At 64.0% G+C, this 20,663-nt stretch carries 22 protein-coding genes and 1 tRNA gene; 8 read left to right on the forward strand and 15 right to left on the reverse strand.

What is annotated here, in order from left to right:
• Window positions 1–837 precede the first annotated feature (837 nt).
• From secF to tgt, 4 genes are all read right to left on the reverse strand, one after another.
• Complete coding sequence (gene secF / locus CMN27_RS04375) at window positions 838–1,779, reverse strand: protein translocase subunit SecF (RefSeq protein WP_293624237.1); 942 nt, start codon at window positions 1,777–1,779, stop codon at window positions 838–840.
• Between the two features lie 45 nt (window positions 1,780–1,824).
• Window positions 1,825–3,678 (reverse strand): protein translocase subunit SecD, encoded by a 1,854-nt coding sequence (gene secD / locus CMN27_RS04380; protein WP_293624239.1) that lies wholly within the window; start codon window positions 3,676–3,678, stop codon window positions 1,825–1,827.
• A gap of 79 nt (window positions 3,679–3,757) precedes the next feature.
• The gene (gene yajC, locus CMN27_RS04385; protein WP_006913368.1) at window positions 3,758–4,084 is read right to left on the reverse strand and encodes a preprotein translocase subunit YajC; all 327 of its coding nucleotides are present in this window, start codon (window positions 4,082–4,084) and stop codon (window positions 3,758–3,760) included.
• 108 nt (window positions 4,085–4,192) lie between these two features.
• Window positions 4,193–5,326 (reverse strand): tRNA guanosine(34) transglycosylase Tgt, encoded by a 1,134-nt coding sequence (gene tgt / locus CMN27_RS04390; protein WP_293624244.1) that lies wholly within the window; start codon window positions 5,324–5,326, stop codon window positions 4,193–4,195.
• Between the two features lie 123 nt (window positions 5,327–5,449).
• On the opposite strand from tgt, the gene dacB reads away from it, so the two are divergent.
• The 3 genes from dacB (at window position 5,450) to CMN27_RS04405 (ending at window position 7,931) form a co-directional block, all read left to right on the forward strand.
• Window positions 5,450–6,958 (forward strand): D-alanyl-D-alanine carboxypeptidase/D-alanyl-D-alanine-endopeptidase, encoded by a 1,509-nt coding sequence (dacB, locus tag CMN27_RS04395; RefSeq protein WP_293624246.1) that lies wholly within the window; start codon window positions 5,450–5,452, stop codon window positions 6,956–6,958.
• A 66-nt stretch (window positions 6,959–7,024) separates the two neighbouring features.
• Window positions 7,025–7,111: transfer RNA gene (locus CMN27_RS04400), tRNA-Leu, on the forward strand.
• Window positions 7,112–7,289: 178 nt separating this feature from the next.
• Entirely contained in the window at window positions 7,290–7,931 is a 642-nt protein-coding gene (locus CMN27_RS04405; protein ID WP_293624248.1) for a LysE family translocator, read from the forward strand.
• Window positions 7,932–7,938: 7 nt separating this feature from the next.
• Here CMN27_RS04405 and CMN27_RS04410 read toward each other — a convergent pair whose 3' ends face one another.
• On the reverse strand, window positions 7,939–9,243 hold the full coding sequence (locus CMN27_RS04410; protein WP_293624286.1) for a potassium transporter TrkG: 1,305 nt from the start codon (window positions 9,241–9,243) through the stop codon (window positions 7,939–7,941).
• A 102-nt stretch (window positions 9,244–9,345) separates the two neighbouring features.
• Window positions 9,346–9,531 (reverse strand): hypothetical protein, encoded by a 186-nt coding sequence (locus CMN27_RS04415; protein WP_293624288.1) that lies wholly within the window; start codon window positions 9,529–9,531, stop codon window positions 9,346–9,348.
• A 119-nt stretch (window positions 9,532–9,650) separates the two neighbouring features.
• On the opposite strand from CMN27_RS04415, the gene CMN27_RS04420 reads away from it, so the two are divergent.
• Window positions 9,651–10,070: an HIT family protein gene (locus CMN27_RS04420; RefSeq protein ID WP_293624290.1), complete on the forward strand. Its 420-nt coding sequence runs from the start codon at window positions 9,651–9,653 to the stop codon at window positions 10,068–10,070.
• A complete protein-coding gene (locus CMN27_RS04425; RefSeq protein WP_293624292.1) occupies window positions 10,067–10,276 on the forward strand; it encodes a SlyX family protein in 210 nt (69 codons plus the stop codon). The genes CMN27_RS04420 and CMN27_RS04425 overlap by 4 nt, the downstream gene beginning before the upstream one ends.
• Before the next feature lie 23 nt (window positions 10,277–10,299).
• On the opposite strand, the gene CMN27_RS04430 is transcribed toward CMN27_RS04425, so the two are convergent.
• The 3 genes from CMN27_RS04430 to ppc all read right to left on the reverse strand — a co-directional run bounded on the left by CMN27_RS04430 (window position 10,300) and on the right by ppc (window position 14,181).
• Window positions 10,300–10,707: a hypothetical protein gene (locus CMN27_RS04430; protein ID WP_293624294.1), complete on the reverse strand. Its 408-nt coding sequence runs from the start codon at window positions 10,705–10,707 to the stop codon at window positions 10,300–10,302.
• 85 nt (window positions 10,708–10,792) lie between these two features.
• On the reverse strand, window positions 10,793–11,356 hold the full coding sequence (locus CMN27_RS04435; RefSeq protein WP_293624296.1) for a hypothetical protein: 564 nt from the start codon (window positions 11,354–11,356) through the stop codon (window positions 10,793–10,795).
• A 35-nt stretch (window positions 11,357–11,391) separates the two neighbouring features.
• Window positions 11,392–14,181 (reverse strand): phosphoenolpyruvate carboxylase, encoded by a 2,790-nt coding sequence (gene ppc / locus CMN27_RS04440; protein WP_293624298.1) that lies wholly within the window; start codon window positions 14,179–14,181, stop codon window positions 11,392–11,394.
• A gap of 94 nt (window positions 14,182–14,275) precedes the next feature.
• Here ppc and CMN27_RS04445 point away from each other — a divergent pair, with 94 nt between their 5' ends.
• Together CMN27_RS04445 and fdxA are read left to right on the forward strand one after the other, a co-directional pair.
• Window positions 14,276–14,863 carry an NUDIX hydrolase gene (locus tag CMN27_RS04445; RefSeq protein WP_293624300.1) on the forward strand — a complete coding sequence of 196 codons (588 nt, stop codon included), beginning with the start codon at window positions 14,276–14,278 and terminating at the stop codon, window positions 14,861–14,863.
• Window positions 14,864–15,018: 155 nt separating this feature from the next.
• Window positions 15,019–15,342: a ferredoxin FdxA gene (gene fdxA / locus CMN27_RS04450; RefSeq protein WP_293624302.1), complete on the forward strand. Its 324-nt coding sequence runs from the start codon at window positions 15,019–15,021 to the stop codon at window positions 15,340–15,342.
• On the opposite strand, the gene CMN27_RS04455 is transcribed toward fdxA, so the two are convergent.
• Window positions 15,343–15,861 carry a class IV adenylate cyclase gene (locus CMN27_RS04455; protein ID WP_293624304.1) on the reverse strand — a complete coding sequence of 173 codons (519 nt, stop codon included), beginning with the start codon at window positions 15,859–15,861 and terminating at the stop codon, window positions 15,343–15,345.
• Window positions 15,862–15,865: 4 nt separating this feature from the next.
• Entirely contained in the window at window positions 15,866–16,777 is a 912-nt protein-coding gene (xerD, locus tag CMN27_RS04460) for a site-specific tyrosine recombinase XerD (RefSeq protein ID WP_293624306.1), read from the reverse strand.
• A gap of 45 nt (window positions 16,778–16,822) precedes the next feature.
• Here xerD and zapE point away from each other — a divergent pair, with 45 nt between their 5' ends.
• On the forward strand, window positions 16,823–17,926 hold the full coding sequence (zapE, locus tag CMN27_RS04465) for a cell division protein ZapE (RefSeq protein ID WP_293624308.1): 1,104 nt from the start codon (window positions 16,823–16,825) through the stop codon (window positions 17,924–17,926).
• Between the two features lie 25 nt (window positions 17,927–17,951).
• Here zapE and CMN27_RS04470 read toward each other — a convergent pair whose 3' ends face one another.
• Genes CMN27_RS04470 through CMN27_RS04485 form a run of 4 tightly spaced genes read right to left on the reverse strand, consistent with a single transcriptional unit; the run spans window position 17,952 to window position 20,661 of the window.
• Complete coding sequence (locus CMN27_RS04470; RefSeq protein ID WP_293624310.1) at window positions 17,952–18,398, reverse strand: MaoC family dehydratase; 447 nt, start codon at window positions 18,396–18,398, stop codon at window positions 17,952–17,954.
• The gene (locus CMN27_RS04475; RefSeq protein ID WP_293624312.1) at window positions 18,395–18,853 is read right to left on the reverse strand and encodes a MaoC family dehydratase; all 459 of its coding nucleotides are present in this window, start codon (window positions 18,851–18,853) and stop codon (window positions 18,395–18,397) included. The genes CMN27_RS04470 and CMN27_RS04475 overlap by 4 nt, the downstream gene beginning before the upstream one ends.
• Before the next feature lie 60 nt (window positions 18,854–18,913).
• Window positions 18,914–19,606 carry an isochorismatase family cysteine hydrolase gene (locus CMN27_RS04480; RefSeq protein ID WP_293624314.1) on the reverse strand — a complete coding sequence of 231 codons (693 nt, stop codon included), beginning with the start codon at window positions 19,604–19,606 and terminating at the stop codon, window positions 18,914–18,916.
• Window positions 19,603–20,661, reverse strand: coding sequence for a putative urea ABC transporter substrate-binding protein (locus tag CMN27_RS04485; RefSeq protein WP_293624316.1), 1,059 nt, complete (start codon window positions 20,659–20,661; stop codon window positions 19,603–19,605). The genes CMN27_RS04480 and CMN27_RS04485 overlap by 4 nt, the downstream gene beginning before the upstream one ends.
• Window positions 20,662–20,663 lie beyond the last annotated feature (2 nt).

The following is a 20,663-nucleotide window of genomic DNA, read 5'->3' on the forward strand; positions in this document are numbered from 1 at the left end:
CGACGCAAGACAGGGTGTCCTTTGCTTTGGTTACTTTCATTTGGACAAGCAAATGAAAGTCACTCGCGCAGCAGCGCGAAACCCCAAGCTCAAATTTGCCCCAGCGTTGGTTCCGAACACGAGAGCTCGACCTATCAGGCTTTCGGCACTCACGAGTTTACCGAACCCTCGGTTTCGTACTGCTGTGCGACTCCCTTTCGTTTGCTCGTCCAAACGAAAGGAAGCAAAGGAAAAGACGCCCGGGTTACGCGTCGGCGCGGAGCGCGCCGAACCACTGCGATGCTCGGGCCGAAGGGTGCGGCCCTAGTCAATCAATATGGCTCGGATCGCTTTGGCCGCCCTCAAACACCTTGCCGCACCGGCGCCGTGCGCCGGAAACCCTTCGGCCCTGTGCTTCTCGTTCGCTTCACACGGGGTCGGAATACAGGCAGATAACCCGTAGCGCGGCGTCCATACAGCCATGTACTTGATGCTGAGGCTGTGGCTGCGTTCTTGTCGGATTACGCCTTCGGCTAATCCGACCTACAAAAATCGTGACCTTGAGCGAGCGATAGCGAGCTTGTCTGTACTGGGCCCCTTGGGCGTAGCGCCGAGCAGCGCAGCCGGCAAGCGGAAGAAGACGGCCGGATGTTTGAGCGCAGCGAGTTTCCGGCCGTCCCGCTTGTCGTCTGCGATGGGAGGGCATCGGCGCGTAGCGCCGACGCAAGACAGGGTGTCCTTTGCTTTGGTTACTTTCATTTGGACAAGCAAATGAAAGTCACTCGCGCTGCAGCGCGAAACCCCAAGCCAAAATTCACCCGCACAGTTGATTCAAAACTGGCGGCCTGTAACCGCCGACTACCGCGTGACCCGCGACGCCTTCTCGGCATCCTCTTCCTTGGGCGGGAACAGGTCCTGGCTGGTGATCTTGAGCCGCAGGGCGAGCGCGCTAGCCACGAAGATCGAGGAATAGGTACCGATGAAGATACCGATCAGCAGCGCGGTGGCGAAGCCGTGGATAACCTCACCGCCGAGGAAGAACAGCGCCAGCAGGGTCAGAATGGTCGTGCCCGAGGTCATCAAGGTGCGCGACAGGGTCTGGTTGATGGAGGCGTTGACCACCTCGGTGGGCGTGGCCTTGCGCATACGCCGGAAATTTTCGCGAATACGGTCGAAGACCACGATGGTGTCGTTGAGCGAGTAGCCAATGACGGCGAGCAGCGCGGCCAGCACGGTCAGATCGAAATCCAGGTGGAACAGCGAGAACACGCCCAGCGTGATCAGCACGTCATGCACCAGCGCAGCCACCGCGCCGGCGGCAAGCTTCCAGTGAAAGCGCACGATCACGTAGATGAGGATCGCGATCACGGTGTACAGCAGCGCCAGGCCGCCCTTGTTGATCAGCTCATCGCCGACCTGCGGGCCCACGAATTCGACGCGGCGCAGCTCGGCGGCGCTGTTGTCGGCATGCAGCGAGTCCATGACATGGGTGCTGACTTCGGAGCTGTCGGCGCCCTCTTCGCTGGCCAGACGGATCATCACCGCATCGGATGCACCGAAGTGCTGCACCGTGGCGCCGGGGTAGCCCCCTTCATCAAGCGCGCCGCGGACCTCGTCGAGCGCGACGGCGTCCGGATAGCCGACCTCGATAACCACGCCGCCGGTGAAGTCGACGCCGAACGACAGCTTTTCCATCGAGAACGATACGAACGACACCAGAATCAGCAACGCCGAAAAGATGATGGCGTACTTGCCGTAGCTGATGAAGTCGATCGATGTATTGGATTTGATCAGGCGCATTCGAGACTCGACATGGGGCAAAAACGCAGACGAAAAGTCCGCATGCTAGATCGACAGTTTCTGTAGCCGGCGTTTGCGACCGTAGACGAGGTTGGCGATCGCACGGGTGCCGACAATGGCCGTGAACATCGAGGTGACGATGCCCAGCGACAGGGTCACGGCAAAGCCCTTGATCGGACCGGTGCCGAAGCCGAACAGCACCACGGCCGCTATCAATGTCGTGACGTTGGCATCGGCAATGGAGGAAAACGCCTTGTCGTAACCGGACTTGATGGCCGACTGGGGCGTGTTGCCGGCATCGAGTTCTTCACGTATTCGCTCGAAAATGAGCACGTTGGCGTCGACCGCCATACCCACGGTGAGCACGATACCGGCGATGCCGGGCAACGTGAGGGTGGCCTGCAGCAGCGACAGCAGTGCCACGATGAGCACCAGGTTCATCATGAGCGCGGCGTTGGCGAACAGGCCAAAGCCACGGTAGTAGACCGTCATGAACACGATCACGAGCAGAAAGCCCACGATCACGGCCAGACGCCCCTGGGCGATGTTGTCCGCGCCCAGGCTGGGGCCGATCGTGCGTTCCTCGACGATGTTCACCGGGGCGGCCAGCGCGCCGGCCCGCAGCAGCAGCGCCAGATCGTGGGCTTCGCCGCGCTCCAGGCCGGTGGTCTGGAAACGCTTGCCGAAAGCGCTGCGAATATTCGCCACGCTGATGACTTCCTCGACCTTCTTGCGCTCGCGAATCTCTTCGCCGTTTTCGTAGCGCGTGTCGATCCGGTTTTCGATGAACAGCACCGCCATCGGATCGCCCACATGGGCGGATGTGGTATCGAACATCTTGCTGGCGGCCTGGCCGTCGAGGGTGACGAACACGGCCGGGCTACCCGACTGCTGGTCGAAACCGGAAGAGGCATCCACGAGCTGATCGCCCGAGGCAATCACGTCCTGCTCGAGCAGAATCGGACGGCCGTCGCGGGTGTGATAAAGCTCGGTGCCGGCGGGTATGTTGCCGGTGCGTTCGGCGGCCTGAGCATCCTGACCCTGGGCGACGAGCCGATATTCCAGGGTCGCCGTCTTGCCGAGCAGGCGCTTGGCTTCGGCGGTGTCCTGTACACCCGGCAGTTCGACCACGATACGCGACTCGCCCTGGCGCTGAACCAGCGGCTCGGCCACGCCCAGCTCGTTGACGCGATTGCGCAGGGTGGTGAGGTTCTGCTGGAGCGCGAAGTCGCTAATGCGCTTCTGCTCGGTCTCGGTGAGCGTGGCGACAAGGGTGTTATTGGCGTCCGGCGCCTGGTTGAAGCGCAGCACGTCGAACTCGCCGGCGAGCGCATCGGCGGCTTCATCCATCACCTGGGCATTCGGGAACTGCAGCCGTACCGAGTCGCCCTCGCGCGAAGCGCGGCTGTAGCGAATGGATTCGTCGCGCAGAAAACGCGGAATGTCCCGCGCATAGCGATCGTAGGTCTCGTTGAAGACCGTTTCCATATCCACTTCAAGCAGGAAATGCACGCCGCCGCGCAGGTCCAGGCCCAGCGCCATCGGCTCGGCGCCGACCGCACGCAGCCAGTCGGGCGTGCTCGGCGCCAGATTCAGCGCCACCGTGTAATCGTTGCCCAGCTGGCGCTTGAGCACACCGGCCGCCCGCAGCTGCGCTTCGGTACTTTCGTAGAGCGCGAGCAGCCGACCGTCTTCGAGGGTGATGTCCTCGGGGGCCATGTCGGCATCGGTGAGCGTGCTGCGCACCCGCTGTACCAGGGCCGGGGTCGCAGCCTCACCCTCGGCGTTGGAGACCTGAACCGCCGGCTGCTCGCCGTAAAGGTTGGGCAACGCATACAGCACGCCTGCCGCGAGCACGAGCAGCAGCAGGAGGTATTTCCATAATGGGTAGCGATTCATAGGGCCCCGATCAACGGTCTAGCGCGGGCAAAGGCGGCGCTGCCTGGGCAGGCACGCCAATGCCGCCAAGAAAATACGCTTACAGCGAGTCCAGCGTGCCTTTGGGTACGACACTGGCCACGGCGTTTTTCTGGATGCGAATCTCCACGCCTTCCGACACTTCCACGACGATGAAGTTTTCACCGACCTGGCGGATCTTGCCGGCCACGCCACCCGAGGTGACCACCTCGACGCCCTTATCCAGGCTTTCGAGCAGCTTCTTGTGCTCTTTCTGGCGCTTCATCTGCGGCCGGATGATCATGAAATACATGAACACGAAGAAAAGGCCGACCATGATCAGCGTCGGCATGATGCCGCCCGCCTGGCCACCCGCCTGCGCATAGGCCGGCGAAATCAGAAAATCCATAATTTACCTCGATTGAAAACGGAGGTTGGCGCGTGCGCGCTCGACCGAGCGGCGTAGTATGCCACAGCCGTCGAGGCCTTCAGGACACGCGTATTCGAAGCCAACGCGTTACCCGCCATAACCGAAATACGCCGCCTGGGCGCTACCCCGGCCTTCCGGAGCGGTAAAGAACTCGCGCATGAACTCGGCGTACCGATCGGCCTCGATGGCCGAGCGAATTCGCTGCATGAGCTGCTGGTAATAATAGAGGTTGTGCCAGGTGTTCAGGCGGGCGGCCAGAATCTCGCCGCAGCGATAAAGATGGTGCAGATAGGCCCGACTGTAGTTCTGACAGGTGGGGCAGCCGCAGTTGGGATCGAGCGGCCCGGTATCGTGCTTGTGTACGGCGTTCTTGATCTTCACCACGCCCTCGGTGGTGAACAGATAGCCGTTGCGGGCGTTGCGCGTCGGCATGACGCAATCGAACATGTCGATCCCGAACGACACCGCGGCCACCAGATCCGAGGGCGTGCCCACACCCATGAGATAACGCGGATAGTCCGCGGGCGTGACCGGCAGCACGCCTTCGAGCACGGCGGCCTTGTCGTCCCAGGCCTCGCCCACCGATACGCCGCCGATGGCATAGCCGTCGAAGCCGATATCCACGAGCGCGGCCATGGACTCGGCGCGCAGATCGGCGAAAACGCTGCCCTGGTTGATGCCGAACAGCAGATTCCCACTGTCGCCGTGGGCGGCACGACAGCGCGCGGCCCAGCGCATGGACAGCTGCATCGACGCCGCCGCATCCTCTTTGGGCACCGGGTAATCCGTGCACTCGTCCAGGCACATGACGATATCGGAGTTCAGCGCGTGCTGAACCTCGATCGAACGTTCCGGCGACAGATACTGGCGCGAGCCGTCGAGCGGCGAACGAAACGCCACGCCGTCCTCGGTGAGTTTGCGCATCTCGGCGAGACTCCAGACCTGGAAACCGCCGGAATCGGTGAGAATCGGCTTGTCCCAGTGCATGAAGCCGTGCAGGCCATCGTGCTGCTGGATAATCTCGGTACCCGGGCGCAGCATCAGATGGTAGGTATTGCCCAGCACGATCTGCGCGCCGAGGCTTTCAAGCTCCTCGGGCGTCATGCCCTTGACCGTGCCGTAGGTGCCCACCGGCATGAAGGTGGGCGTGTCGACCACCCCGTGCGGCAGGGTCAGGCGCGCGCGCCGCGCGGCGCCGGATTGGTTAAGCAGGTTCAGCATGGCCGCGCAGTTTAGACACGCCAGCCCGTGGCGTCGACGGGCGGGCCCACGGTAATCGTCAAATTGAGTCCATACCCGCGCTGGCTCTACACTGGCGCCTTTCGCCGCGCGCTCAGGGATAAGATGCTCATCGTTCGTAACCCGGCCCGAAGCCGGTCGTCCTCCGGCCGGGTGGTCGCGACCGCGCTCCTGGCCTGCCTGGTCTGTATGGCCCTGCCGGCGAGTGCGGCCTCCTATCTCGACTCGTTGCGTGCGCTCTCCGGCCAGGCCCAGGTCAGCGCCATGGTGATACGCCTCGAGGACATGGCGGTCATCGACGAGATCAACGCCGACCAGCGCCTTACGCCGGCCTCGGTCAGCAAGCTCTTTGCCGCGGCCGCGGGGCTGGAGCAGTTCGGCCCGGCCCATCGCTTCACCAGCCGCTTCAAGACCAACGGCAGCGTCTTCGGCAATACCCTCAACGGCAACCTGGTATTCGTGGGCGGCGGTGATCCGGCGCTCGACAATGCCCGCCTGTGGCGACTGATCAACGGCTTGCGGGAACGCGGGATTACCCGCGTCAACGGCGACCTGGTGGTCGACGACGGTCTGTTCGGCACCGTCCCCTGCCTGACCAAGGATCGCTGCGATGCCCAGCGCGTCGCCTCGCATGCCTACAGCGCCCCGCTGTCGTCGGCGGGCGTGAACTTTGCCACCGTGCAGACCAACGTCTATGCCGGCGAACGCGCCGGCGACCCGGCCCGGGTGGAGCTGCTGCCGCGCGGGCTGTCCGACTATCGCATCGCAAACGATGTAAGCACCACCCTGCCCGGCACGCGTCCGAGCCTGAGCGTGTGGCGCAGCTACGACAACGGCATGTCCACCCTGCATCTGCGCGGCTCGGTGCCGATGGGCACTGGCCCGTATAAAGTCCATCGCGCGGTGACCGGCCCGGCCGAGGATACCGCCCGCGTGCTGTCTGCCATGCTGGCCGATATGGGCATCACCGTGACCGGCCACACCCGCGTACAGGGCAATGCCGGCAACGGCACAACCCTTACGCAGGTGGAAAGCGAAACCCTGGCCGAGCAGCTGATTCCGCTCATGGCCTATTCAAACAACTACATGGCGGACGTGCTCACGCTCGATCTGGCCGCCGACAGCGGCTATAACCGGCCGCTGACCCTGCCGCTGGCCTCGCAGGCGCTGGAAGCGCTCGCCGATCGCGCGCTGCGTGAAAGCTTTCCCATGCAGGCCAATGCCGGCAGCGGCGCCGTTCTCGACAGTGGCAGCGGTCTGGCGGTCAGCAACAAGCTGTCCGCACGGGATCTGATCGCCCTGCTGTCGTATATGTACCGTCAGCCGTCGTTGTTTCCGGCGTTCTACGGCAGTATTCCAGTGCCGCTATCGGCCCCCTCGCGCACGCTCAAGCAGGGCAACTTCGACTGGCTCACGCGTATCAACGCCAAGACGGGCACGCTGAGCGAGCCGGTTACCGTGCGCGCGCTGGCCGGCTACTTTCGTCTGCAGAACGGCGGCTATGGCGCCTTTGCCTTCGTGATCAACGGCACCTCGTCACGGCCGTCGCTGAGCTATCGCCAGACGGTGACCGCCTATCAGACCGACATGGAGTCGATCCTGGCGGATTACTGAGCGCGTTCAAATCGGCCACGCATTGGTCACATGCGGCGACAGCGGTATACTGCGCGCGCATCACCTGCCCGGGTGGCGGAACTGGTAGACGCGCCGGACTCAAAATCCGGTTCTGGCAACAGAGTGCGAGTTCGATTCTCGCCCCGGGCACCATTTCTTGAGCACGAACGCGGTCGAAGCGTTTTTCGAGAAACAAGCCACGCGCTTGCGGTGAACCGTGGCCTTTCGGTGCGAATTAACGCACCGCCCCGCCGGGCGAAAGCCCGAGGCAACAGGCCGCGGCACCGACCTCCGCCACCCCCGACGCAGGCCGTATCCGGCGGCACGAACCATGGATATAGCGACAGCGCTTGCAAGCTTCGCCCTCGCTGCCGGGCTGATGACTCTCGCTCCCGGTATCGATACCGCGCTGGTGCTACGCACGGCCGCGGTCGACAACGTCCGCAACGCGCTATGCGCAGCGATCGGCATCGTGGCCGGGGTTTTCGTCTGGGGCCTGGTCGCAGCCTGCGGGCTGGGCGCGCTGCTCGCGGTTTCCGATAGCCTCTATCGCCTCATCAAGTTCGCAGGCGCGGCCTATCTCGTCTGGCTTGGCGTTGGCATGCTGCGCTCGGCCATGACCGGCCACGAGCGCAGCCAAGGCGATGCCCCGCATGAGCGCCGCCACTCGGCGCGCGGCTGGCTGCTGCGCGGCCTGGGCACGAACCTGCTCAACCCGAAGGTGGGCGTGTTCTACGTGAGCTTTCTGCCGCAGTTCATGCCGGCCGGCGTCGATGTCGTGGCTTTCAGCACCCTATTGGCCGCGATCCATGCCCTGTTGACGCTGGCCTGGTTCGGACTGCTCATCGCGGCCACGCGCCCGCTGGCCCGCGCGCTTGCGCGGCCCTCGGTGACGCGCTCGCTCGATGGCATCACCGGCACGGTGATCATCGGCTTCGGGCTGCGGCTCGCGCTCTCGCCTTCGGCGCGCTGAGGCGCGCTCAGACCGCCAGGTCGGCGCCGCGGCGGGCCGGGGAATCCTTTTCCTCGGCTCTCGGGAACAGGGCTACGCCCACGGTAATCGGCCCCAGACGGCCGATGAACATCATCGCGATCACGACCCATTTGCCGGCCACGCTCAGCTCGCCGGTGGCGCCCAGACTCAGACCGACGGTCCCGATGGCCGAGGCCGATTCGAACATCAGCAACAGAAAGTCCTGATCTTCCACGAGCATGAGCGCGGCCATGCCGACAACGAGCGCGCCGATATAAAACCCGGCGGCCGCTACCGCCATATGAATACGCCGCGAGCTGATCGTCTCGCCGAGAAGCCGCACCGATTCGCGCCCGGCCAGCGCGCCACGTACCGCACCGTAGAAGATCGCTACCGTGGTCGACTTGATGCCGCCACCCGTACCCGAGGGCGAGGCGCCCATGACCATGGCGACCAGCAGCAGCAGAATCGATGCCGAGCCCAGGTTGGCGATCGGCACGGTATCGAAACCGACCGTCGTCATCGCCGTCATGACCTGGAAGAACGCGGCCAGCACGCGTTCACCCCACGGCATTTCAGCCAGATGCGCGTCGGTGAGCGCGATCGACACCGTGCCGATCAATGCAAGCCAGAAGGTCACGCGCAGAATGATGCCCGAAGTCAGCGACGGCCCGCGCCGACGGGTAACCCAGCGCCACCAGTCGCTCATAACGATAAAACCGATCGCACCCAGATAGCTCAGGCCGGCGACCACGAGCACGATGCCCGCATTCGCGCGATAGGCTTCAAGACTGGTATCGAACAGGCTGAAGCCCGCGGTACAGAAGGCCGACACCGCGTGGAAGACACCGTTCCAGATCGGGTCGGGCGTGCCTGCGAACGCAAACAGGGCCGTGAGCAATACCGCGCCGACGCACTCGATGACTAGCGTGAACAGCACCACCGCCCGGATGAAGGCGCCCACGTTCATGTCGCGCGGCAAAACGAACGCCGTGCGGGCAACGCCCTGATGAAAGGCATCCAGGCGATGGCGCAGTGCCAGGATCACGAAGGAGCCCAGCGTCATATAGCCGATGCCGCCGAGCTGAATCAGCCCGAGGATGATCAGTTCACCGAAAAAGCTGTAGCTGCCGGACGGGCTGATGGAGACCAGCCCGGTGGTCGATACGGCCGAGGTCGCCGTGAACAGATGGTCGAGCCAGGACAGGTCCGTGCGTTCGTGCGCGAACGGCATGCATAACAGGGCAAAACCGCAGGCTACGTAGAAGGCGTAACCCCAGAGCACCAGCGTGACCGGACGGCGACGGCGCACGAATGATGGAAGACGTAGCGACCAGATCTTCAAGTAAGAAACAGGAGACCGATTTGGCGAACGCTAGTAATTAATCACAAGTCGCAACTGCGCGCTACCGCGCTAGCGAAGATAAAGCATGTAGTAGGCGCCAAAGCCCGCGGCAACCAGCGCCAGCACGATCCAGAAGTACCGGTTCGAAATGAAGGCGAAGATGAACATCACCACGACGACCGCAAAGCCGGCCATCAACAGGCCCGACCAGCCCCCACCCTGAATAACGTCGATCCAGCCTCTGATTGCGTCCATGTTCCCCCCGATTTGAAATACGCCCCGGCCGGCCCTGGCCGGCGCCAGTCCGTCGATCTTATACAATGACGCCCCCGGTGCGGATAGCACCGATCGTTTTGTACCCAGAGCCGACGCCGATGGATATCAACGAACAACTGCTGGCCGACTGCCATATGCTGGGCAGCCTTGAGCGGGCGAGCGTTCTACTTCACCGCAATGCCTCAGTCGGATGGCTGATACTGGTCGTGGATACCGCGGCGATCGACTGGCACCAGCTCGACGACGACGAGCACGCGCGCGTGGCCGCCCAGGTGCGGGCGCTGTCGCGTTTCGTTGCGAACGAATTCGAAGCCGACAAGCTCAACGTGGCCACTCTGGGCAACCAGGTCGCCCAGATGCATATCCACATCATCGCCCGGCACAGGAACGACCCCTGCTGGCCGCGCCCGGTCTGGGGTAATCTTGACCAGTCCAGCGATTACAGCGCGACCATGATCGCAACATTGCGCGATCGCCTGGTGGGCGAACTCGGCCTCGAGACGGCGGGGCTGGCATGAGCGAATCGAGTATCGAAACCCTGGAAATGCGTATCGCCTACCAGGACGCGACCATCGAACAGCTCAGCGATCTGGTCTATGCCCAGAGCCGCGAAATCGACCGCCTCAACGAGCGCTACCAGCAGCTCGAATCACGTATTGGCGCGCTAGCGGAAGCCGAAGGCGGCGCCGTCCAGAACCTGGACGAAACGCCGCCTCACTATTAGTCAGGGAACCTAGGGCCCGGGCGCTAGAACTGAATACGCCCGCCGCCGCCCTGCTGGCCGCCGCCAAAGCCGCCCTGGCCACCGCCGTAGCCGCCCTGGCCCGGCACCTGGATCTGCTGGCTTTGCTGGCGCTGCATTTCCTTGAGTTCCTCGATCGCGCGTTCGGCGGCGGCGTTGACCGCATCCGGGAACTGATCGATCGCGCCCGCCAGCGTGTCGGCTTCGAGTTCGAACGACAGCGGCAGGCTGCCGGCCGGGGTCATCAGGCTGGCCGAGCCTTCATAGCGGGTTTCGCGCGAGCTGTCGTCGTCGCCTTCCTTGGTCACGGGCACCAGACGGCGGATGCTGCCGACCTTCAGATCGGTGAAGGACTCTTCGCGATAGAGACTGTCGGCATCGACCTTGATCTCGGGCATTTCGTTTTCGGCCATGACGGTTTCCTTGAACGTCAAAAAACAATGACCCAAGGATAACAGCGCGCGGCGACAAGGCTAAGCGCCGAGCCGGGCCACCCGGTTACTTGAGCGCTTCGGCGTTCTGGAAGGCGGAGGCGATCCGCTCCTGCAACTCTTTCTTGAACGCCTCGCGCAGCTTTTCGCGGGCGCGGGTCACGTCCGGGCCCTGAACGAGCGTCTGCTGCAAGCCGTTGTAGATGGAAAATGTCTGCGGACCACCGTCGCCTTCGCGGGCCGTGCGCAGCAGTTCGGTCGAGGCCGCTACCGCCGCGGTCACGCCGGTCTCGTCTTCCTGCTGGTGCACGATGTACATGATGCGCAGCACCCGTACGCCGGTCGGCAGCTCTTCGCCGGCCATGCGAATGGTCGCCTGGCGGGCGCCGGACAGCGATTCGCGTGCCAGCGAGGTGACCAGTTCCTCCGGCAGCATGGAATAACGTGCATCGGCCACCGGCACGATATCCAGATAGACCGGGCGCTGCGGCGGCGCATCCGCGGCACTCGCCTGGTCACCTGCGTTCTGGCCCTGGTTCTGGTTCTGGGCAAAGGCCTGGGTCGCGAACAGGCACAGGCACAGGGCCAGATACGAGACAAGGCGCGAGGCAGAAAAAAGTCGGCCGTTCATGGTTCTATTCTCACTGTCGATAGCGCGAAAAAGCATTAGCCGGTATTGCGCATACCGGCCGCGATCGCGTTGATCGAACGCAACACGGGATCCAGCCATACACGATCGCCGCCTTCACGATAACGCGTGAGCGCGGTGATCTGTATATGGTTGAGCGGGTCGAGGTATGGCCGGCGCCGGTCCAGCGAGCGTTTGAGCACCGCATCGTCGTCCAGCAGCTCGGCTTCGCCGGTAATCGCGAGTATACGCTCGACCGCGCGATCGTATTCGCTACGGATGGCCTCGAATATCCCGGCCTGTTCGGGCACAAGCTCGGCGTAGGTGGCCGCGATGGCCATATCGGCCTTGGCCAGCGACATCTGCACGCTGTCGATGATGGTGCGGAAATACGGCCAGTCCCGATAGAGCGCCACCAGTTCGTCGTTGTCGATGCCGGCCTCGGCCAGGGCCGTACCCACGCCGAGCCAGCCCGGCAACGTATGGCGCGACTGCGCCCAGGCGAACACCCAGGAAATGGCCCGAATGGAGGATTTGCCACGTACCGCCTTGCGATGGCCGGGACGCGAGCCGATATTGAGCGCGCCGATTTCGGCGGTGGGCGTGGCGGCATAGAAATAATCGAAGAAGCCGTCGGTATCTTCGGTCAGGCGCCGATAGAACGCCTCGCCGGTATCCGACAGCGACGCGGCAATGCGTGAATGATCGGTATCGTCGGTGGCAAAACCACTGGCCTTGAGCGTACCGGTAATACCGAGGGTGAGCTCGTGGACCGCGGTCTCCGGGTTGCTGTACTTGGCGAAGATCATTTCGCCCTGCTCGGTGAACTTGATACGCGAGCGCACCGTGCCCGGCGGCTGCGACACGATCGCCTGATGGGTGGGCCCACCGCCGCGGCCGACGGTGCCGCCGCGCCCATGAAACAGCAGGCTGTCGACGTCGTGCTTGTCGCAGACCGCTACCGCCAGCTGCTGCGCCTTGTAGAGCTGCCAGCGCGAGGCCATGATGCCGCCGTCCTTGCAGGAATCGGAATAGCCCAGCATCACCTCCTGGCGGCGCGTGCCGTCGCTGGCCTGGGCTTCCAGAAAGGCGCGATAGGCCGGCTGGCCCAGCAGGCCATCCAGCACCGGCTCGATATGTTCAAGATCGGCCACGGTTTCGAACAGCGGCGCGATCGCCAGCGGCGGCGTGCCCACGCCGGGTTCATAGACCCCGGTGGCCCGCATGAGCCAGAGCAGCGCAAGCATGTCGGAGACGTTGTGCGTCATCGAGATCACATAGCTGCCGAAGGCATCCACGCCCAGTGTCCGGGTGAATTCGCGTACCACCGCGAGGCTTTCGAGCGTATGGCCCACATCCGCCGAGACATCGACCCGGGCCACTTCGGGCACCTCGTCGACGGCCAGCTGCGCGGCGAGTAGCTCGGTACGCGCGTCGTCGTCGAGCGATTCGTAGTCCGCACAGATATCCAGGGCGGCAAACAGCTCGTGAATGCACTGGGTATGGCGGGTGGATTCCTCACGCAGATCGAGCCGGGCCAGATGAAAGCCAAAGGTCTGCACCAGCCGTTGCAGATCCTTGATTTCATCGTCGGCGATCGCCTGGTCGCCGTGCCCGGCCAGCGATTCGCGCATGATCCGGATTTCGTCGACCAGCTCCGCCGCATTGGCGTAAGCCAGCGGGCTGCGCTCGCTGCGTTCGGCGCGCAGGCGCAGCTCGGTCTGTAGCTGGTCGACCATGGCCGAAATGCGCTGGCGCATCAGATAAAGCTTGCGCCGATAGGGTTCGGCCGCGAAACGTTCCGCGCGTACGCCGGTATGCGCGGCAATACGTTGCTCGTCCTCGGCGAGGCTTTGCCAGAACGCATCGCTGGGGCTGCACCAGCGCGCCGAAAACGACAGCCGGCTGGCCAGATGATCGATACGGCGCAGGTATTCGGAAAGCACCTCGCGGGCCTGCATGCGCAGCGCATAGCGGGTTTCGCGCGCGGTGACATAGGGGTTGCCGTCGCGGTCGCCGCCAATCCAGGAGCCGAAATCCAGCACCGTGGGCGGCTCCACGCGTTCGCCGTAGGCGTTGAACAGCGCCCGTTCCAGGTTGCGATAGATCACCGGCACACTGGAAAACAGCGAGGCGCGGAAATAATAGAGCCCGTTGCGGATCTCGTCGGCCACGGTCGGGCGCGAGCCGCGCAGCTCCTCGGTCTTCCAGAGCACCTGGATGTTTTCGCGGATATGCTCTTCGATTTCGGCATGACGGCGCGCGTCGGGGGTATCGAAGGCCAGCTCGCGAAACCATTCGAACAGCCGGCGCAGGGCATCCAGCACCGCCCGCGGTTTGGCTTCGGTGGGATGGGCGGTGAACACCGGCATGAACGACAGCCGCTCGAGCCGTGCCAGCGTTTGTTTCAGGCTCACGCCCTCGGCGGCCAGATCGGTGAAGCTGCGGTTGAACGAGCCGATCCACTGCGGGTTGCCCTCGGCGGCCAGCGCCCGCCGGGTGCGATGCGCATGCAGCTCTTCCAGCAGATTGGCCAGGTTGAAGTAGATCGCGAAGGCCCGGGTGACCTCGGTCATGGTTTCGGCCGGCAAACCGGCCACCAATGCCTGCAGTTCGGCGCGTTTTTTCGCGTCGTCCTTCTCGCGCAGCGAGATATAGCCGCGCCGTAGCGTTTCCACGGTATCGAACACGCCCTCGCGCGCCTGCGATCGCAGCACGTCGCCCAGCAGCGTGCCGGCGGCGCGTACCTGGGCCCGCAGCGCTTCGTCGTGGGCGGCCACGTCGGTCGCGCTCATGGCCGGGTGTTTTTCGTTGATCGACGGATTCATGTGCTCAGCCGTTGCATGGTTCGTGCCGAATCGCAGAATAGCAGCGCACGGATTGGCGGCCGTTGTCTGCTAATCTTCGCGGATGCCCAAACCCATGACGTACTGCCCCAACTGCGGCGCGCCGACAGAATTCAAGATTCCGCCGGGCGACGACCGCAAGCGCAATATCTGCACAGCCACCGGCGAGATCTTCTACGACAACCCGCGCAACGTGGTGGGCTGTATCGTCGAGCACGAGGACAAGATCCTCATGTGCCGACGGGCGATCGAGCCGCGGCTGGGCTTCTGGACGCTGCCGGCCGGTTTTCTGGAACTCGGTGAGACGATCTATGACGGTGCAGCGCGCGAAACCCGCGAGGAAGCCCAAGCCGAAGTCAGCGACGCCGAACTGTTCGCCATGATCGACGTCACCCATATCGGGCAGGTGCATATCTTCTATCGCGCGAAACTGGCCAGCAGCCATTACGGGCCCGGCCAGGAGAGCCAGATCGTGACCCTTCAGCGCGAAGACGAAATCGAATGGTCGCAGCTGGCGTTTCCGACCATCCATCGCGCCCTGTCGCATTATTTCGCGGATCGCGCCCGTGGGCGTTTCGACCTGCATACCGACAGCCTCGGCGCGGACGACTGGCGCGAGATGAACCTGGACCGCGTGGCCCGAACACAGCACGGCTCGACCTGAGCCGCCGCGCGGCTGACCCAGATCAAGGCGCGGCGGCGCGATCGGCTGCAATATCCTGACGCGATCTGCCGCGTTGGTCAGCGGGCGCTCGCACAACACGGACAGCTGATAAACTGTCCGGTATCTGAGGTTTTTGTTACGAGGCTCGATCCACGATGACGTTCGTTGTCACCGAGAACTGCATCAAGTGCAAGTACACCGACTGCGTGGAAGTCTGCCCGGTCGACTGTTTCCACGAAGGCCCGAACTTCCTGGCCATCGACCCGGAAGAGTGCATCGACTGCACGCTTTGCGAGCCCGAGTGCCCCGTCGAGGCGATTCTGTCGGAAGACGATCTGCCGGCCGATCAGGCGCACTTCCTTGAGCTCAACGCCGAGCTGGCTGCCAAGTGGCCGGTGATCACCGAGATCAAGGACGCCCCGGCCGACGCCGACGAATGGGCCGACAAGCCGGACAAGCTCAAGCTGCTCGAGCGCTAGTCAGGCGCCATTGGCCTCGATGAGGTCGATATAGGCGCCGTCGATCAGCGCGTTCGGCTCGATGTCCAGCTGCTGCATGAGCCGGCGGGCTTCGGCCTCGCCGGTTTCGCTCGCCTCGTCGGTGCCTAGCACCACCTCCAGCTCCATGTAGTCGCCCAGCCCGGCGACATGGTCGAGATGAATACGCGTGCGCCCAACGAGATACAGCATGCGCGTCTTGATGACTTCGCCGCGCAGCCCGTTGGCCCGTTCCAGTACGCGCCGCAGGCTCTGCGGATCGGCCACCGGGCTGCGCTCGTATTCACTGGCTTTCGGCCCCGCCGTATCCACGCGGCGATAGAAGATCAGCTCCCCCTCGCCGTTGTCGAAGCAGCGCAATTTGAGCCGCGCCTGTGCGCAGTTGAAGAATATATCGTGCTGCTCGATAAGCCACGGCCCCTCGTCGGCGAGCTCTGCCACGCGCGCTTCGAGCGCTTCGGCATCGGCGACCCGCGCCTTGATCTCGATGTTGCATGCCATTGGTTCAGCCTCGTGGGTGGTGTTCGGCGTGCAGCGCCTGCAATCGAGCGCGTGCGACGTGGGTATAGATCTGGGTAGTGGACAGATCGGCGTGGCCGAGCAGCATCTGTACGGCCCTCAGATCCGCCCCGTGGTTGAGCAGATGGGTGGCAAAGGCATGGCGTAGCGCATGTGGGGATATGTCGCGGCGTACCCCGGCCTGCTCGGCATAGCCGCGAATCCGGTGCCAGACGTTCTGGCGCGTCATGCCACCGCCGCGGCCGGTCACGAACAGGGCATCGCTCTGTTTCGCGCCCAGCAGAATGCCGCGGGCTTCGCGCATGTACTGTTCCAGCCATTCGACCGCGGCCAGGCCCAGCGGCACCAGCCGCTCGCGCCCGCCCTTGCCGGTCACGCGGATCACGCCCTGGCGTGTATTGACCTGGGCCCGGGTTGCGCCCACCAGCTCCGAAACGCGCAGGCCGGCGGCATACATGAGTTCGAGCATGGCGCGATCGCGCAGGCCGATATCGCTGTCGGTATCCGGCGCCCGGAGCAAGGCTTCCACATCAGCCTCGGTGAGCGTCTTGGGCAGGCGCCGCCCTTGGGTGGGCATGTCGATAAGCGCCGTGGGGTCTTCATCGATCGCGTTCGCGCGCAGCTGGTAGCGATAGAACTGGCGCAGGCTCGACAGCAGCCGGGCCGCACTGCGCGGGCTCGAGCCCGGGGTGTTGCGCGCGGCCAGATAGGCCTGCAGGTCGGCGCGCTGGGCCTTCACCAGCGACGTGCGTTGATCGAGCCACTTGGCGAAATGGGCCAGGTCGTTGCGGTAGGCGCCCAGGGTGGCATCGGAGAGCCCGCGTTCGGCCCAGAGCCCGTCGATAAACGATTCGATTACCTGCGTGGTGTTGTCGTCGAGCGCGTCGATAGCAGCCATGGCGAGAAGCGTATAATAAACCGGTTTTAAAGCACGAGACGTTGCATGGCTGATAATGGTTTCACCGCGGATCGCGCCGCCGGGCCGCGCGCGCGCTACGACGCCGATCTCGAGCGCGAGGATTTCGTACGCGACCCCGAACAGGAAAAGGCGGTCGACGCGCTGCAATCAATCCACGAGGCGCTGCTCGACAACCCCACCAGCAAACGCCTGTTCGGCAAGGATAAACGCGAGCCGGTCAAGGGGCTCTACCTGTGGGGCGGCGTGGGCCGCGGCAAGACCTACCTCATGGACTGCTTCTTCGAGAACCTGCCCTTCGAGGAAAAATCGCGGCTGCATTTTCATCGCTTCATGCAGAAGGTGCACGAGGCACGCAAGAAATACGCGAACAAGTCCGACCCGCTCAAGCTCATCGCCAAGGAATGGGCGAGCGATCGCGTGCTGTGCTTCGACGAGTTCTTCGTCTCCGACGTGGCCGATGCGATGATTCTCGCCCGCCTGACCGAAGAGCTGTTCGAGCGCGGCGTGACGCTGGTGACCACTTCCAACGTGGACCCGGACGATCTCTACAAGGACGGCCTGCAGCGCGAACGCTTCAAGCCGGCGATCGAGCGCATCAAGCAGTACTGCACCGTCATGCATCTCGAGGATGGCACCGACTACCGGCTGGATCGTATCGACGAAGCCGCCACCTACCAGACGCCCACCGGCGACGAAGCCGACGCGGTGCTGGCCAGCCATTTCGAACGCCTGGCCACCGGCCGCGATGTCGAAGGCGGCAACGTGAAGATTCTGGGGCGCAAGATTCCGGTGATGCGTCGCGCCGACAGCGCGGTCTGGTTCGATTTCGAGGATCTGTGCCGGGGCAACCGCTCGGCCAACGACTATATCGAGATGGCGCGCGAATACTCGACCATCATGGTGTCGAACGTGCCCGTGTTCGACGACAACGAAAACAACGCCGCCCGGCGCTTCATCAACGCCGTGGACGAATTCTACGATCGCCGCGTGAACCTGTTCTGCACCGCCGAAGCCGAGCCGGACGACCTCTACCAGGGCACGCGCCTGGAGTTCGAGTTCGAACGTACCGCGAGCCGCCTGCACGAAATGAGTTCGAGCGAGTATCTCGGCGAGCCGCACCGCACCTGAGGCGCGGCGCGGCCCGGAGGCTGTTTCAGCCGGGTTCGCGGCGGGCGATCATCGACGTCGACAGGAAACTCATCACCACCGCGTCGTCCTGATTGCGGGTTTCGACTTCGAACTGCACCAGCCCCATCTCGGGACGCGATTCGGACAGGCGCTTGCCCGCGACCGTGACCTGCGCGCTGAGCTGATCATCCGGATAGACCGGCTTGCGCCAGCGCAGGTTCTCGAAACCGGGCGAGCCCAGGCTGGCCAGGGGCTCGTCGCGGCCGGTCATCATCAGGCGCATGGTCAACGACGCCGTATGCCAGCCCGAGGCGGCCAGGCGCCCGAAATAGGTATGGGCAGCGCCCTCGTCGCTTAGATGGAAAGGCTGCGGATCGTAGCGACGGGCAAAGGCGATCATTTCCTCGGCGCTGGCGCTGGTTGGGCCCAGTACGACGCTGTCGCCCACGCTCAGATCTTCGTAATGAATCATGCCGGGGCCCCGGTTGCGTCGCGGCGCGCGAACAGCCCGTTCGAGGCGATATCGCAGACCACCTCGTCATGCTGGTTAAGCACCTCGAAGCGGTTTTTCACCAGGCCCATTTCCGGGCGGCTTTCCAGTACGCGCGTGGACAGGGTTTGCTGTCGCACCGACAGGGTATCGCCGGCATAGACGGGCTTGAGCCAGCGCACCTGATCCACGCCGGGCGAGCCCATCGACGCGGCGTCCAGCAACACATGGTCGACCAGCAGCCGCATGAAGATCGAACAGGTCAAAAGCCCCGGCGCGGTCAGCGCGCCGTAGGGGCTGTCCTTGGCAGCCTGCGGATCGGTATGAAACGGCAGCGGATCGTAGGCCTTGGCGAACTCGATGATCTCGGCTTCGGTCACCGCATAGGCGCCGTAGCGTTCGGTCTCGCCGACCTCGAAGTCCTCCCAGTAACGCATACGCAACCTCTTGATGGATTATTGCGCAGCACTATACCGCGACGTATTTACCGCGCGCGGCTAGCGCACGGCTTTCACCAGCGCGCTGCTCGATATATGCGCGCCGAACACGCCGCCTTCGCGCTCGATACCCGCGAGTGTGGCTTCGTGCAACGCGGGCGTGGCCGCACGGCAGGCGTCCGAGATCAGCAGCACATCATAGCCGCGATCGTTGGCCTCGCGCATGGTCGAAGAGACGCAGACATCGGTGGTCACGCCGAGCAACCAGAGGTTGCGGATACCGTTGGCGCGCAGGATCTGGTCGAGGTCGGTGGCATGAAAGGCGCCGTTGCCGCATTTATCGACCACGATCTCGTCGGCGACCGGCGCCATTTCGGCAACCGAGTCCCAGCCCGGCTCGCCGCGTACCAGCAGCCGCCCCAACGGGCCCGCGCTGCCAATCGGCGCGCCCATGGCCTGGGCGCGGGCACGCTTGGTTTTGTTGAGATCGGCCAGGTCGGGGCGATGCCCTTCCCGGGTATGGATCACGCGCATGCCCAGCTCACGGGCCAGCATCAATACCTGCGCGGCGGGCGCGACCGCATCGCGCAGCTCGCCCGCGTTCTCGCCCAGCGCGGCGAAATAGCCGTCCGGGTCGAGAAAATCACGCTGCATGTCGATCACCAGCAGCGCGGTGTCCGCGGCGCGCCAGTCGCCGCCCACCGGCCAAGCATAGGGGCAGGCGCCGGCCAGCCTCGGCAACGGCCGACTCACGGCGCGCTCTGTTTGGCCGCCTCGGCGAGCCATTCATTGGGAAAACGCAGGCGCACGTTGTCGGCATTGCCGATGATATCGCCGTGCCCGTTTTCGATGCCGATGAAGTTGGCGCTCGGCAGCCCGTCGCCGAGCAGACCGTGCTTGAACGCGAACTCGGCGATACGCTGCTGCGTGGCGTCGAAATCCTCGCTCTGGATCAGCTCGATAGCCTCGTCCGGGCTGAAGAAGTCGATGGTGGCGAGCTGGCTCTGTACGCTTTCGATATCGGTACTCAGCGTATCCGCGGCGACCGCCAGCAAGCGCTCGTGTTCGGGGTGCGCCGGATCCAGCGCGGCCGTGGCTTCGAACCAGGCACCGGCGAGCGCGCGCGCAAAATCGGGGTGTTCGGACAGCTTGTCGGTCGGCGCGATCACCACGTCGACGATCTCGCCGTAGATATCCGACGAGTCGTATACCAGATGGGTATCGTCGTACTGATCGAGAATGGTGGTGAGCTGGGGTTTCCATGTCACCACGGCCTGGGCCGAGGCATCTTCCATGACCGCACCGATATCGGCGTCCGAGGTGTTGATGACGGTCACGTCCGGCTCGGCGAGGCCGACCGAGTCCAGCGCGCGTGCCAGCAGGTAGTGCGAACCGGACAAGGCCACGAGATTGATCTGCTGGCCTTTAAGATCGGTCAGCTGCGGGTCGTCGCCGCGCATGATCAGCCCGTCGCTGCCGGCCGAGGTGCTCAACGGCGCGATCACCGTCGTATCCATACCAGAGGCCGCCGGGATGGTGAGCGCATCCAGCGACATGCAGATCACGGCATCGAACTGGCCCAGCGAAAACTGGGTGACCGCTTCGATGTAGTCGTTGATCTGGACGGTTTCGATATGGATGTCGTAGCGATCCGCCCAGCGATCGAGCAGACCGGTCTGCTCGGCATAAACCAGCGGCACGGAACCGGCATAGATCGTCCATGCCACGCGGTAGGTGGGCTCGGCGCGAGCCGCGCTCGGCTGACAGAAGATGGCGAGAAGCACGCCCAGCACGATGAAACGGCGCATGG

This window comes from Salinisphaera sp. (assembly GCF_002729955.1).
Lineage (GTDB): Bacteria > Pseudomonadota > Gammaproteobacteria > Nevskiales > Salinisphaeraceae > Salinisphaera.